The sequence below is a fragment of the Oribacterium sinus genome (assembly GCF_963537195.1).
In the GTDB taxonomy this organism is placed as follows: Bacteria; Bacillota; Clostridia; order Lachnospirales; family Lachnospiraceae; genus Oribacterium; species Oribacterium sinus_A.
In genome coordinates, this window is the sequence record NZ_CAUTEG010000063.1 from 1 (window position 1) to 13,699 (window position 13,699).

Annotated in this window: 12 protein-coding genes; 5 read left to right on the forward strand and 7 right to left on the reverse strand. The window is 40.7% G+C overall.

Annotation, left to right across the window (positions count from 1 at the left end; genetic code table 11):
* Positions 1–57 precede the first annotated feature (57 nt).
* The 3 genes from RYL27_RS07845 to RYL27_RS07855 all read right to left on the reverse strand — a co-directional run bounded on the left by RYL27_RS07845 (position 58) and on the right by RYL27_RS07855 (position 3,687).
* Positions 58–1,932, reverse strand: coding sequence for a heavy metal translocating P-type ATPase (locus tag RYL27_RS07845; protein ID WP_314345311.1), 1,875 nt, complete (start codon positions 1,930–1,932; stop codon positions 58–60).
* A gap of 318 nt (positions 1,933–2,250) precedes the next feature.
* The gene (locus tag RYL27_RS07850) at positions 2,251–2,523 is read right to left on the reverse strand and encodes a metal-sensing transcriptional repressor (protein ID WP_183684328.1); all 273 of its coding nucleotides are present in this window, start codon (positions 2,521–2,523) and stop codon (positions 2,251–2,253) included.
* 72 nt (positions 2,524–2,595) lie between these two features.
* A complete protein-coding gene (locus RYL27_RS07855) occupies positions 2,596–3,687 on the reverse strand; it encodes a WYL domain-containing protein (RefSeq protein WP_314345307.1) in 1,092 nt (363 codons plus the stop codon).
* A 452-nt stretch (positions 3,688–4,139) separates the two neighbouring features.
* On the opposite strand from RYL27_RS07855, the gene RYL27_RS07860 reads away from it, so the two are divergent.
* Complete coding sequence (locus tag RYL27_RS07860; RefSeq protein ID WP_314966396.1) at positions 4,140–5,621, forward strand: DUF2828 family protein; 1,482 nt, start codon at positions 4,140–4,142, stop codon at positions 5,619–5,621.
* 178 nt (positions 5,622–5,799) lie between these two features.
* On the opposite strand, the gene RYL27_RS07865 is transcribed toward RYL27_RS07860, so the two are convergent.
* Positions 5,800–6,798, reverse strand: a complete 999-nt coding sequence (locus tag RYL27_RS07865) for a DUF3137 domain-containing protein (protein ID WP_314345302.1) — start codon at positions 6,796–6,798, stop codon at positions 5,800–5,802.
* A 236-nt stretch (positions 6,799–7,034) separates the two neighbouring features.
* Between RYL27_RS07865 and RYL27_RS07870 the strand changes: the two genes are divergently transcribed.
* The 3 genes from RYL27_RS07870 to RYL27_RS07880 all read left to right on the forward strand — a co-directional run bounded on the left by RYL27_RS07870 (position 7,035) and on the right by RYL27_RS07880 (position 11,302).
* Positions 7,035–7,865, forward strand: coding sequence for a DNA-3-methyladenine glycosylase family protein (locus RYL27_RS07870; RefSeq protein WP_314345299.1), 831 nt, complete (start codon positions 7,035–7,037; stop codon positions 7,863–7,865).
* A gap of 84 nt (positions 7,866–7,949) precedes the next feature.
* Positions 7,950–9,923, forward strand: coding sequence for a hypothetical protein (locus RYL27_RS07875; protein ID WP_314345298.1), 1,974 nt, complete (start codon positions 7,950–7,952; stop codon positions 9,921–9,923).
* Between the two features lie 101 nt (positions 9,924–10,024).
* Complete coding sequence (locus tag RYL27_RS07880) at positions 10,025–11,302, forward strand: O-acetylhomoserine aminocarboxypropyltransferase/cysteine synthase family protein (protein WP_314345296.1); 1,278 nt, start codon at positions 10,025–10,027, stop codon at positions 11,300–11,302.
* A gap of 243 nt (positions 11,303–11,545) precedes the next feature.
* Here the strand turns inward: RYL27_RS07880 and RYL27_RS07885 are convergent, their stop codons facing one another.
* Genes RYL27_RS07885 through RYL27_RS07895 form a run of 3 tightly spaced genes read right to left on the reverse strand, consistent with a single transcriptional unit; the run spans position 11,546 to position 12,622 of the window.
* On the reverse strand, positions 11,546–12,082 hold the full coding sequence (locus tag RYL27_RS07885; protein ID WP_314966399.1) for a cysteine hydrolase family protein: 537 nt from the start codon (positions 12,080–12,082) through the stop codon (positions 11,546–11,548).
* A gap of 28 nt (positions 12,083–12,110) precedes the next feature.
* Positions 12,111–12,320: a hypothetical protein gene (locus RYL27_RS07890; RefSeq protein WP_007157299.1), complete on the reverse strand. Its 210-nt coding sequence runs from the start codon at positions 12,318–12,320 to the stop codon at positions 12,111–12,113.
* Positions 12,320–12,622 carry a BrnT family toxin gene (locus RYL27_RS07895; protein WP_314346044.1) on the reverse strand — a complete coding sequence of 101 codons (303 nt, stop codon included), beginning with the start codon at positions 12,620–12,622 and terminating at the stop codon, positions 12,320–12,322. The genes RYL27_RS07890 and RYL27_RS07895 overlap by 1 nt, the downstream gene beginning before the upstream one ends.
* Before the next feature lie 499 nt (positions 12,623–13,121).
* On the opposite strand from RYL27_RS07895, the gene RYL27_RS07900 reads away from it, so the two are divergent.
* Positions 13,122–13,699: acetamidase/formamidase family protein (locus tag RYL27_RS07900; protein ID WP_314966402.1), on the forward strand; the 578-nt coding region annotated here is incomplete at its 3' end.

Below are 13,699 nucleotides of genomic sequence, written 5' to 3' on the forward strand. Positions count from 1 at the left end.
GCCTCACTGCCCTGTATGACAGAGGATTGAAAGAAATCGGACTTTGTAAAATAGAGACTATTCCTGAGCCTTCCATTTTAAAAGCAGTGCAGAATTAATAATAACCAGTATACTTCCTGCATTGTGCACGAGAGCGCCCACAACCGGCCCCAGTATGCCGGTAATAGCCAGCACAATGGCAAGGAAATTCAGCGCCATGGAGAAGGTTAAATTGATTTTTATGGTTTTCATCATTCTCTTTGATAAAGCAAGAAGGTGGGGGAGCTCTTTAATTTCATCATCTACCAAAGCAATGTCTGCGGCGTCCACGGCAATATCACTGCCGATTCCTCCCATAGCGATACCGACATTTGCTTTTTTCAGAGCAGGTGCATCGTTAATGCCGTCTCCAATCATAGAGACACTTTCTCCTCTTTTTTGCGCTTCTTCTATCGCAGTTAATTTATCTTCAGGAAGACAGTTGGCCTTTACCTCAGTAATACCTACCTTCTTTGCAATGTTTAAAGCGGCATTTTCATGATCCCCAGTAAGGAGTACGGGGGTGATATGCAATTCTCTTATTTTCTGAATGGTATCATAGGATTCTGTACGCAGTGTGTCGGAAAGAACGATAAATCCTGCCAACTTTCCGTCGATTCCCATGTAAATGACGGTGCTTCCGTCAGAAAGATAGCTTTCTGCTTCTTTAGCGACCTCTGCATTCAGGTGGATCCTGTTAAAGAGTTTCGCATTTCCTGCATGGATGGTTTTTCTGTCAATTACAGCGGAAACGCCTTCTCCCGGCTCCATGTGGAAATCCTGGACGGGAAGAGTTTCTTTTCCGTAGCAATGGACAATTGCTTTCCCCAGGGGATGCTCGGACATTTTTTCAACGGATGCGGCATAAGCGTAGAGTTCCGCTTCGGAGTAAGAGGAAAGGGATTTCACCGCGGTGACAACGGGGGTTCCGTAAGTTAATGTTCCCGTCTTATCAAAGGTGATTTTCCGCACTCCGGCAAGACGTTCTAAGGCATCTCCTTCCCGAACAAGAAAACCGTGTTTTGTGGCATTTCCGATGGCAGCCATAATGGCAGTGGGGGTCGCAAGGACAAGGGCGCAGGGACAGAAAACAACCAGTATGGTGACGGCACGAATGATTTGCCCTGTAAAAAGCCAGGTGAGGGTTGCTGCGGAGAGTGCGATCACCACAATCCAGGTAGCCCACCGGTCAGCCAGTCCCACGATCTTTGCCTTGTCAGCGTCCGCAGATTGGACCAACTGAATCATACGTTGAATGGAACTGTCTTTACCGACCTTGGTTGCCTCCATTTCAAAGGCACCGTATTGGTTCACGGTTCCGCTGGAAACCGTATCTCCCACCGTCTTGTCTACCGGTAGAGATTCACCGGTCATTACCGCCTGATTTACGGAAGTTTGCCCGGAAAGAAGGATACCATCTACAGGGATTGTTTCTCCGGGAAGCACCCGCAGAATGTCCTTAAGCTGAACCTGCTCTGCCGGGATGATTTGTTCTTCGTTATGGGAAATGACACGGGCAGTTTGGGGAGTGAGCTGCACCAGCTTTTCTATGCCTGCTCTTGCTCTGGCCACAGTCAAGTCCTCCAAGAGCGCACCGAGCTGCATGATGAATGCTACTTCTCCTGCGGCGAAATCTTCGTGGATGAAAATAGAGGCAATGAGCGCAAGAGAAACCAGAACATCCGCTTTAATATCAAAGCGGGTAGTCAGTCCGATCACTGCCTCCAGGATGATAGGGATTCCGCAGAAGAGAATGGAGAGCCAGGCAATGTCGAAGGGGAGGGGAAGAAAGGGAAAACGACTGTTCATGAGACTTAATAAAAGAGAAACACCGCCAATCACGAGGAATACAATATCTTTTTTCATTCCACCAACTTCCAACAATTCTTCCAATTTGAACATCATTTTTTTCATGCTTGCTTCTCCTTTTTTTGCTTTATTATCGGGAAAATGAAAATAAAAATTTTCTAATATCCTGGTTTATACCCATAGGGGTATAGCCACATAATATACCTATAGGGGTATAAGTTGTCAAGAAAAAATTAAAGCATATAAGAAAATGATTTTGATGTGAAAAGCAGCCAACGAGATATTGCACACTACGCGTGCGATACTCGTTAAGAATAAGCTGTCTCAGGCTTCGCCCGCGTCACTTGCTCAGAATAAAAAAGAGCCTATAGCGCGCTTTATAGTAGCTCCGCATATAGACTCAAACAGAATTCTTGAAAATCCTTACTGCATGTTGGCAAAACGTTCGATGGCTTTTGTGAAATTTTCAATTTCGGCCTCATCACCCTGCTCCACCGCGTCTTTAATGCAGTGGTGGATGTGCCCTTCCAAAATGACTTGTCCGGCTTTATTTAGTGCGGACTTAGCTGCGCTGATTTGAGACAGCACATCTTCACAGGGAACATCATCATCCACCATCCGATCAATGGCTTTAATCTGTCCCATGATTTTGGCAAGTCTCCGGTGTAAATTATCTGCATCCATACATTTCTTCATAGAGAACCCTTCTTTCCGGCATTACAGTGATAAGAATCATATACCCCTATGGGTATAACCATTCTATCGTTTTTATTGCTGCTTTTCAATGATAATCTTCTCCTTCTTTCTATACGCCTCCCATGCTTTTTTGTAAAAAAACCGCATAGATTCCCGACATTCATCCGGCTCAAGAATTACTGCCTCTTTTCCAAAACGCCGAAAATAAGCCTCCAGCTGTAGTCTTGGCCAGTGGAAATACAGAGTATTTCCCTCTTTTCTCAAGACATCCGGTCTGTTTTTGGTGACAAGATGAAACTTCTGCATACCCTTATCAGTGAAGAGAACTTTAGCTTCTACACTTTTAGATGCAGATTGGGGGCTTCTTCCGGCAATTTCCTGTAGCTCCAGTTTTCTCGTTTCATCCGGAAGAAATTTATCGGAAGAAGTAAAAAGAGCATGAATTCTGGAGATACGGAAAGTTCGGGGAATTCCGCTAGCGTAGTCCGTACACAGGAGGTAATTGCACTGTTCTTCTTTGGAAGCGGCAATAAAATAGGGGCAAACCGTGAAATGCAGTTCGGGGGCGGAGGTGGAAGAGAAGCTGATGATGCTGTTCTTCTGAATAGCGGCATTTAATTCCAAAAAAGTGTCTTGGAAGAGGATTTTCTCTCGGTCTTTTCTGGAAATGGAAAGATAGGAGCTGAAAAAGTCATTAAGATACCGGGAGAGAGAAACCCGGGAGAGCATATTGCTTTCGATGGAACGCATAATATTTAAGGAGCGACCGCTGACCGTCAAGGTAATGGCGGCGTTTCGCTCACTTTTTAATGCAGAACGAGTATTTCTCCCGGAGCCTGCGGCAGTTTGCCTTACAAGGGTATCCTGCGTAAAGTGTGCGATATCCCGTTTCGGCCTTCTAAGATACGTATTCATGATTTTATCCGCGATGGCATCGGCGTCGTCCCGGGAAATAGAGGAAAATGCACTGAGGTCGGACAAAATAGTATCGAGGAGCCGTTCCTTTGTTTCCCGATATTCATCAAAATATTGGAGCAAAAGCTCCTTCAAAAATCCATTCAGATTTATAGAGCCATCCTTTTTATAAAAATCAAAGAGCTCCGCATCATTCAAAAGGCGTAATCGCATCTCTTCCGGAATGTAAATTTTGTACTTCTCCGTCATGATTTCCTCCTTCTTAAAAGAAAAACACCCTATTCGAATTCCCCATAATGGACTTGTTCAATGTCATAATAATAACGAAAATACAATACTTATACAATGAATTTGGGGTTGAAAAATATTTATATTCCTCAGCTTTTTATCTCCTGAAAATCGGTATATCATAAAGGCACGAAAGACACATACAGCAAGCAATTATGTTTGGAATTAGATCAAATGCGGATGTTGAATCCGGTGTGTCTTGTATAGCTTAGGGATATTCCCTAGGTAAAGTAAAACAGTCGGAAAGATACTAACAGCAAAAAATATGTGATATTTGGCTGAGTTAGCCGGCGCAGGGCTAAAGTCCCGGCGCTTCCGGGGGGTGCAACTCCCCCTACTTTAAGGGGCAAATGTCCCTTACCTTGTAAATAAAGTATCTTGTGGCTGTTTCTTTTTAGAAGGAGGTAGGAGCAATGTTTTTAGAGGAATTAAGAAAAGAAGAGAATCTGACATATACGGAGAATGGCGCTCTTACCAACAGGAGTACAAACTCTTATTGTTTAGATCTTTTTGCTACCATTGGTGCTTTGCGAAATGCAGAAGACAATGAAATCATTTCCCGATTTATCAAGGCCTATACGGAAGACAGAAATATGGCGATGAAGATTCTTTTCTTCGCAAGGGATATCCGAGGAGGACTTGGGGAGAGAAGAGTGTTTCGGTCTATACTAAAGTGGCTTTCTCTTCATGAGGCGGATTCCCTTCGGAAGAATATTGCAAATGTTCCCGAGTACGGAAGATTCGATGACCTGCTTTCTCTTCTGGACGGACCTTGCGAAAAGGATATGCTTAGCTTCATAAAAGAGCAGTTGGATAAGGATCTTGCTGCCCTGAAAATCGGAGATACTGTCTCTTTACTGGCCAAATGGCTTCCTTCCGTGAATACCAGCAATAAAGACACGGTAAAAATGGCAAAGAAGCTGGCAAAAGCAATGGGATTTAGCGATGCAGAGTATCGTAAAGTCCTTGTTTCTCTGCGGGCGGAAATAAAGTTGATGGAGAATTATCTTCGGGAGAAGGATTACTCCTTTTCCTATGAGAAGCAGCCTTCTAAAGCTTTGTATAAGTATAGACTGGCTTTTCTCAGAAATGACAGGGAGAGATACTCTGCCTTTTTGGATAAGGCGGAAAGTAATCCTTCTGTAATGAATACGGGAACCTTGACGCCCTATGATATCGCAGCATCCATTATTCATAAAAATATAGTGGAAGCGGAAATCACGGAAGAAGAATGCCGTTCGATGGACGTCACCTGGAAGGCACTTCCCGACTATACAGGGGCGGAAAATGCTCTTGCTGTAGTGGATGGATCCGGTTCCATGTATTGTAACTGGGGATCCGGGTACATGCCGGCAGCAGTGGCACAGTCTTTGGGGATTTATTTTGCGGAGCACAACAAGGGCTGTTTCCATAATCATTTTATTACCTTTTCTGAAAATCCGAGATTGGTGGAAGTGCAAGGGCGGGATATTGTGGATAAACTTACGTACTGCATGAGTTTCAATGAGTGTGCCAATACGGATTTACAGAGAACTTTCGACTTAATTCTGAAGACGGCCATTCAAAATAAGGCAAAGCAGGAGGAACTCCCGGAAAAACTCTATATCATTTCGGACATGGAATTCGACTATTGTGCAAACCATGCGGAAATGACGAATTTTGAGTGCGTAAAAAAGAAGTTTGCAAAGTATGGCTACAAGCTTCCGCAAATTGTATTTTGGAACGTGGAAAGTAGAAACCCGCAACAGCCGGTTACAAAAAATGAGCAGGGAGTTGCCTTGGTGTCCGGTGCTTCTCCGCAAATCTTTTCTATGCTATCCGAGGGGATTTTGGATCCCTATTCCTTTATGCTGGAAACCCTTTCTGCGAAGCGCTACGAAAGAATTTGTGCATAGCGAGAGGAAAATAAAAAAGCAGAAAATGCTGAGACAGTACAGCTTTTTCTGCTTTTGATTCATAACGAGTCTTGCTCGTAAAACGTGCGATACTCGTTTTTAACAAGTGGCGCAGGCGAATCGAAGCATCTGGTTTTTAATGAATACCACTCGCAGGGCGTAGGGTATATCTTTTTAGTTAGAACATCTCCGCAAGTTCTCTCGCTGAAGCAACTACGGTCTTTATAGACCGGGCGGTTTTCTCCATATTCCATTTTTTCCATGCCTTCTTATTCTTTGGGGGAGTGAATAAGGCCAAGTCGCTTTTCACTATCAAGTAAATTCGGTCGTCGTTTAAGGAAAAGCCTAACCCGGAAGAAATTTGTCTGTCAAACCAGGAAATCATAGTCGGTGTCAGAAATTTTCGCGCAGCCTGTTCATCGGTGCAGAAGATATTGTAATGTTCATTGTGGGTAATATCTTCTACATCGATTTTCTTTTCTCCGTCACAGGCAGGAAAATGCCCTCCATTTGTTTCTTTCCCCCACACTTTCTCCGTGGGAACAATTCTTAGCTGTCCTTCAAAATGAGAATGATATTGTAAAGTATAAATTTGCCCGTAGAATTCGTATAAACCTTTCCTGTCTTTTCCCTTTTGGGGAGAGTAAGCATATAAGTCGGTGATTTTAAGCCCATTTTGCTCCTGCAAATCCAGTAAGCCGTAGGGGAAATAATAAGAAAAAATCGGTACAGCTTTTTTAAAGGCATGAAGAGGAAGTGCCTCATTTCCGGCAAATTCTGCATCGGGAAAAAGAATATTAATCATCGGAGGAAGTATCCGGTTTAAATAAGTTTCTTCCGTCTCCGGCAGTTTTATGATTTTAAAGATAAGGCTACAAAGTACCGCTAAAATGAACGCGCCGACGATACCCAGGAATGAAGCAATCACTATCCCGAAAACAATCTTTTGATAAAGCAGAAATGTGCTGAGGGGGAGGATAGACTGCTCCTTAAGCGTTATAAGAATTGGCAAAACAAAAACACATAAGAACAAAAGCCCGGAGAACAATACAAAAAAAGGCACCATAGGGTTGTCTTTGTAGTAAAAACTTCTCTTCATTGCTTTTCGAGCCTTTTTGAATTTCGGAAACGTCCAAAGTTCTCTAAGCTTTTGCTGTTCTTCCTTCGTCAATTCCATTTGCGGCATCCTTGCTTCCTTCTTATATTTGGGTTCTTATTGAAACTTTTTAAGTATAACATAAAGGCGCGACTTTTTGCTGTCAGTGATGAAAGAATTAACTTTATTATTTAGCAAGGAAATAGGGGGATTTAGTAAAGATACAGTAGGACTTAGCAGAATTTATATAAGGCTAAGCGGTTTTAGCAGGTCTTTTGTGCTATGATATTTCCTAAAGCCTTATAGGAGTGTGATTTATGCAAGTGACCATCAAAGATGATTTTGACTTAGAGAAAATTATTGATAGCGGACAGTGCTTCCGGGGAAAATGTCTGGAAGACGGAAGCTATCGTTTTATCTCCGGAGATTCCGCCATTTACCTTCGTCCGAAAGAAGGAGAGCCCGGAGTGTATACGGCGTCCTGTGATCAGAAAAGCTGGGAAACAATCTGGTTTCCCTTTTTTGATTTGGAAAGATGCTATAGCGAAATCGCTGTTTCAGAAAGTGGAAAGCATGAATTTGTAGATCAGGCCATTGCCCATGGTCGTGGAGTGCGACTTCTACGACAAGACCCTTGGGAAATGCTTCTTACCTTTATCATTTCACAACGGAAAAGCATTCCCGCTATTATCAAATCCGTGGAAGCACTCTCGGAAAAATATGGTCATGATATTGTTACTGAACAGGAAAGGCTAAAGGCATTTCCCTCCCCGGAAGAAATGAAGGATGCTACGGAGGAAGAGCTGGCAGCCTGCGGTCTTGGTTATAGGGTGAAGTACATTTTGGACGCAATAAAAAAGGTCAATAGTGGAGAGCTAAATCTGAAAGCCATCGCAGAACTTCCGGATGATGTATTGCTGGAAAAGCTGCAGGCTGTCATGGGGGTAGGCATAAAGGTGGCAAACTGCATCGCCCTATTTGCCTACGGAAGAACCGCCTGCGTTCCGGTAGATGTCTGGATTTTTCGGGCTATTGAGAAGGAATGTGGAGGGATATCTCCATTTTCCTTGTATGGGGAAAATGCAGGGATTATCCAGCAATATATTTTTTATTATGAGAGAGGAGTTATCGGGCGCAAGGATGGATGAGTTTTCGATAGCACTTTTTGCAACATGAAAAGCTATTACAGGAATTACCGCGAAGTAAATATATTGAATTCTACAAGAAAGGCAATGATTTATATCATGATTGAAAACTTAAAAATTGAAATAGAACATACCATTTACATTGGGATAACAAGAATAGTGAACTGGGGTTTTGATATATATGTAATTTGTAGGTATCCTTGGAAACATATTTCTATATGGTTAAGTATTATCTTATCTTGCTTTATTTATAAAAACATAGAGGTACAATTAAAGTGGAAAGAAATGTTTTTAATGTCGGTAGGGCTTGTATCTATCATGACATTTATCTCAAATTATTTGGAAAATCAGACGGTAGATATTGAGAATAAAGAGAATTATTATTTAGGATACAATATAAAGAAACTAAAATTCCATGATAATTTCTGGTTAAAATCATTTAGTACTATTCCTGCCAGATTATATTTTTGGATAATTGCTGGTATACCGGGTGTAGTTTTGTGTTCGGAAACATATTTTCAAAGTAGAATATTTAATAATTTTTTCGCCATTTTTGCTACTAAAATTCAATATATAAAATCAGCTTGGCTTGCTGTATTTATAGTAAGTTCCTTTTTTTGTGCCGCATTATTGATAGAGTCTGTTGCCCTATCCAGCAATGCGTTTACACGTAGCTATTTATATAAAACTACTAATCAATATGAAGAATATAAAATCAAATTAGAATTGACAAATTATTCTCAAAAACTCTTTAAAACTATTTTTTCTTTTAAAAATATCATAAATTTAGACTGTGATTTTTATGCTAATGTTGAAACACTTATAAGCTATATTGTTAACAGAGGGAATGAAGTTAGTAAAACTGATAATGAAAAAATAGAGTTTTATATGGCGGCATTTAGCTCTGAACAGAAAATAATAGACAATATATTGACTAGAGTGTTTCACTACAAAGATTCTGAGCCTAAAAATAATATTAAAGACATAATTACATATTTTTTCTTCAAACAAAGATTGAAGCTGTTAAAGAATTATTACAATCAAAAATGGAATATCTTGGCAAGATTGGATGTAGTGCCATTGGGCTTGATTCAAATAGTGGAGCAAGATTTACAACACTTACTTAGGATAGAAGAGGAGATGAAAAATAACAAAGAGTATAAAGATGTTTTTTGGGGGAATTATAGAAAAAATATAATATATAATTGGGAAGATGAACCATTAAAAAGCAATGTATGCATCTCTGAAATTATAGAAATTGTAGAAAAAAAGCTGAGTGACATCAGTTTTTTAGAGTCCATCCATACTCCGGATAATATGATGTGCGTGTTTAAAATTTTAAATCAAATAGATACTGAAGTTCAAGGAGCGCATTATTTTTCTGATGTTTTTGACATTGTCTTTGAACATGTTATTAATGAAAAATATCAGAATGACATGTTCATAAAGGATTTCTCCGAAAAAATGCAAAATAAATATTTACCTGCTTATGTACTTAATGCTCTGAGAACAACTAGTAAGTATGAACTTATGCAAGGCGGGGATTTTAGTAATGAGATTCTTGAATACCTATTAAGTTTTTTAGAGTTCGAAGATATTGTAGTAGTACTAATATTCAGGCTCGCTTATGCAGAACGATCCCATAGGAAGATAATGAATATTGAGGAGTTTAAAATATGGGAAATGGTCATAAATAAAAATCGATTCAGAAAGAATATTATGGATTTGCAGAAATCAAATTTTATTAACGAATTATGTTCTGAACTTTCTAAGTCGTATGTATCTCACTTTTTATTTAAAGAGTTTATAGAATGGTTATGGGATTCTTTATTTAAAACATTTGATGACAATCAATATATAGAATTTAAAAAACTTGGACAAGATAGTATTAGGAGAAATTTTGAATTAAAGAGTTATATAATTTTCAGATTGCTTTTAGTTCCATATCATTATGATGTTTTTTCTTCTTGTCAACTTAGTCAGAACAATCAAAATGAAATATTCAGTGAATTGTCTGAGATAAAAGACATCATGGAGAATAGCGGAATTTATGTTATGTAAAATTAAAATATTTTTGAGTGTAAAATTACAGATTTCCTTCGCTTGACAAGCCAAGTTTTAGAACTATATAGTAGTTGAAATGAACGAAAGGAGTAAACATCATGGCAAATTACAACATCGATACCATCTGTGTACAGGGAGGCTATGAGCCGAAAAAAGGAGAGCCCAGAGTAGTACCTATCGTACAATCCACAACCTTTAAATACGAGACTTCCCAGCAAATGGGAGACCTTTTTGACTTAAAGGATTCCGGCTATTTCTATACCAGACTGGCTAACCCCACCAATGATGCTGTGGCAAATAAAATCTGTCAGTTGGAGGGCGGAGTAGCGGCGATTTTAACCTCTTCCGGTCAGGCGGCAAATTTCTATGCCATTTTCAATATTGCCTCTGCGGGGGATCATGTGATTGCTTCTTCCGCAATCTATGGCGGAACCTACAACTTAATCGCAAAGACCATGAAAAACATGGGCATTGAAACGACCTTCGTGGACCCGGACATTTCTGCAGAAGACTTGGAGTCCAAGTTCCGTCCCAACACAAAGCTGGTTTTTGGAGAAGTCTTAGCGAATCCGGCCTTGAAAATCTTGGACATCGAGAAATTTGCCAAGGCAGCGCACAAGCATGGCGTGCCATTAATTGTGGACAATACCTTCCCCACTCCGATTTTCTGTAGACCTTTTGAATGGGGAGCGGACATCGTGACGCACTCCACCACAAAATACATGAACGGCTTTGCCAATGCGGTTGGTGGCGCAGTTGTGGATTCCGGAAACTTCGACTGGACCAAGTATAGCGAGAAATTCCCGGGACTAACCACTCCGGACGAAACCTACCACGGAACAGTCTATACGGAGAGCTTCGGTAAGGCAGCCTATATTGTGAAAATGACCACCAACCTGATGCGTGATTTAGGCTCCATTCCTTCTCCGCAAAACTCCTTCTACCTGGGCGTAGGTCTGGAAACTTTGCACTTAAGAATGGAAAGACATTATGAAAATGCCTTGGCTTTAGCAAAGCATTTGGAAAAGCACCCGAAGGTATCCTGGGTTTCCTTCTCCGGTTTGGAAAATGACAGCCAGCATGAATTAGCTAAAAAGTATCTGCCAAAAGGCTCCTGCGGAGTAATTTCCTTCGGCGTAGTTGGAGGAAGAGAAGCGGCTGTAAAGTTTATGGATTCTCTGAAGCTGGCTGCTATTGTAACTCACGTTGCGGATGCCAGAACCTGTGTGCTGCACCCGGCATCCACCACCCACAGACAGATGAATGATGAAGAGCTACTGGCAGCAGGTGTATCTCCGGACCTTATCAGAATGTCTGTAGGAATTGAAGATGTGCAGGATATTATTGCAGATGTGGATCAGGCATTGGAGAAATAAAGCGGACGCTAAATTTCATACCAGAAAACATAACGGGCTATCAAAATCAAAATAGTTTTCTAAGCAATATAGGTCTAAATTTGGGGCACGCTCTCGCTAGCTTCGCCACGTATCGGATACTAAGCGAAAAACTGCGATTCTCTTGTTTTTCGCAAGTACCCACGGGCTCAGACTACCCCTCATTTAGACCTGTATTGCCGAAAATCTATTAATTATTTTAATTTTTTACAGCCCGTTTTTTTCCTATAGCACCTCCACCTGACAGGAGCGTAGAGTCTCCAAAGCAGCTTCGTGTTTTTCTTTCGTAACTCCGGCACAACACCGGCTATCTACAGAGAGAGGGACTTCCGGTAAAAATGCCTTTAGAAGAAGGGCATTGGAAACCACACAGATATCGGTACATAAGCCTACAAGCTCGATGGAGAAATCCTGTTCTTTGCTTTTAAGTTCCTGACAGAGGGCTTTCATGGCATTTGCCAATTCCAAACTTCCAAAGCCGGGCTTTTCAAAGAAATGATCCGCTAGGATTAAGCCTTGAAGAGCGCTATCCAACTGCCAGCCATCCGTTCCCTTAATGCAGTGGGAGACAGGAAGATTTTTACCCTCTTGGGTGGAGAGGTAATCTTCTCTATGAGTGTCTAGGGTTGCGTAAACATCCTCTTTGGGATAGGAGAGGATTTTTTCTTTTACCTTTTGTACAATGGCTTCCGCCTCCTTTGTTCCTAAAGAACCGTCAATAAAGTCCTTCTGCATATCTACTACAATAAGAATTTTCTTCATTTTCCTGCCTTCTTTCCGAGTCGATATATTAATTCCAATTAATTTTTTTATTATTGTTCACGATATCAAGCAAGCACATATTGATTAATGTTTGTGAAGAAACATCCAGCTCTTCAGCTTGTTTTTGGAAGTAATTCATCACAGTAGGGCTTATCTGTATAGTTGATTGTTCTTTTAACTTTTTTGCATAAGGATTTTTTTTCGGATTTAATTCTTCAATGTTATATTCTTCTCTCATTATTCATTCTCCTTTATATAAATTAGGCGTTCGTTCTTTGTTGCTTTCCTAGCAGAGATTAATCGAATGACCTCACCTTCCTCCCTATAACAATGGCAAACCATTAGTAAACCTCTTACGGTAGCTCCTATAAGCAAAAACCTTTCTTCTCCTATAGAATGTTCCGGATCATCAAACCTAACGGCACAATCATCAAAAAATGCCTCTTCTGCTTCTAAAAAACTAATTCCATGTTTTTTGATATTGATTTGGTTTTTTCTGTCGTCCCATTCAAAACGGATTTCATCTTTACTATCTTCCATATTTACTCCCTATACCTTAAATATCTCCTGCCCTGTGTAGGAATTCAGGGCTTTCTTGATAAATGTATTCATCGGCATATTAGCAGCTTGCGCTTTCAATATATCATACTCTGAAAGCTGAATAGAAAAGGGAATCCGTTTAATATTTTCCTTTTGATAAGCGATATCTCGACTCACCTTTTTTTCTATTCTCCATTTTCTTATTCTCCTTTAAAAAGAGTATAGCATAATCATTTTTCTATGCACATAGAAAAATCCCATAAATTACTATGCTTGTTGTATTAGTATTTACGGGTGTGTTTTTCAACAACGAGTAGTGCAAAAAATTCTTAGCCTGAGAGAAGTAATTGTTGAAAAAGTTCAATAGAATCAATATGATGATACAAGTGCCAAAAGTATCGGAAGGCAATGTGGGCTTGCTTGCAAGAAAAATTTGATTATTTGACATCCTTCTTATGTGACAGGAAATAATGGGAGTGCAAACTGGATTGGAGAAACTATGAAAATCATTGAAAACAATAGAGTATTTGCCTTTGACAGTAAAAATGAATGTGTTGCGGAGGTGATGGACGGAGAAACCGTCATTTTCCGTACCCACGACTGCTTTGATAATCAGCTTAGTGAAGAGGGAACATGCATCGGAGCTTTGAACTGGGACCGTATCAATCCCGCCACCGGTCCTGTCTATGTGCAGAATGCAAAGGCCGGAGATGTCCTCAAGGTGGAAATCCTGGAAATCGTTTTGGATAAGCAGGGGGTAATGTGTGCCCTTCCGGATAATGGTGTTCTTGGTTCTTTGGTGAAAGAAGAGTCTGTTAAAAGGATTAAGGTAGAAGAGGGAAAGGTTCATTTTAATGACAAGCTTGTGTTTGATGTTACGCCCATGATTGGTGTTATCGGTGTTGCGCCGGAAAATGCCTCCATCAACTGCGGAACACCGGGCTACCACGGCGGAAACATGGACAATAAGCGCATCAAAGAAGGAGCAAGTCTTTATTTTCCTGTCTTCCATGATGGCGCCATTTTCTCCTTGGGAGATGTGCATGCGGCGATGGGAGACGGAGAGGTAATGGTCAG

Excerpts from the sequence above, each read along its gene's own strand:
- RYL27_RS07845 (WP_314345311.1), bottom strand. The coding sequence starts at position 1,932 with ATGAAAAAAATGATGTTCAAATTGGAAGAATTGTTGGAAGTTGGTGGA.
- RYL27_RS07850 (WP_183684328.1), bottom strand. The coding sequence starts at position 2,523 with ATGAAGAAATGTATGGATGCAGATAATTTACACCGGAGACTTGCCAAA.
- RYL27_RS07855 (WP_314345307.1), bottom strand. The coding sequence starts at position 3,687 with ATGACGGAGAAGTACAAAATTTACATTCCGGAAGAGATGCGATTACGC.
- RYL27_RS07860 (WP_314966396.1), top strand. The coding sequence starts at position 4,140 with ATGTTTTTAGAGGAATTAAGAAAAGAAGAGAATCTGACATATACGGAG.
- RYL27_RS07865 (WP_314345302.1), bottom strand. The coding sequence starts at position 6,798 with ATGGAATTGACGAAGGAAGAACAGCAAAAGCTTAGAGAACTTTGGACG.
- RYL27_RS07870 (WP_314345299.1), top strand. The coding sequence starts at position 7,035 with ATGCAAGTGACCATCAAAGATGATTTTGACTTAGAGAAAATTATTGAT.
- RYL27_RS07875 (WP_314345298.1), top strand. The coding sequence starts at position 7,950 with ATGATTTATATCATGATTGAAAACTTAAAAATTGAAATAGAACATACC.
- RYL27_RS07880 (WP_314345296.1), top strand. The coding sequence starts at position 10,025 with ATGGCAAATTACAACATCGATACCATCTGTGTACAGGGAGGCTATGAG.
- RYL27_RS07885 (WP_314966399.1), bottom strand. The coding sequence starts at position 12,082 with ATGAAGAAAATTCTTATTGTAGTAGATATGCAGAAGGACTTTATTGAC.
- RYL27_RS07890 (WP_007157299.1), bottom strand. The coding sequence starts at position 12,320 with ATGAGAGAAGAATATAACATTGAAGAATTAAATCCGAAAAAAAATCCT.
- RYL27_RS07895 (WP_314346044.1), bottom strand. The coding sequence starts at position 12,622 with ATGGAAGATAGTAAAGATGAAATCCGTTTTGAATGGGACGACAGAAAA.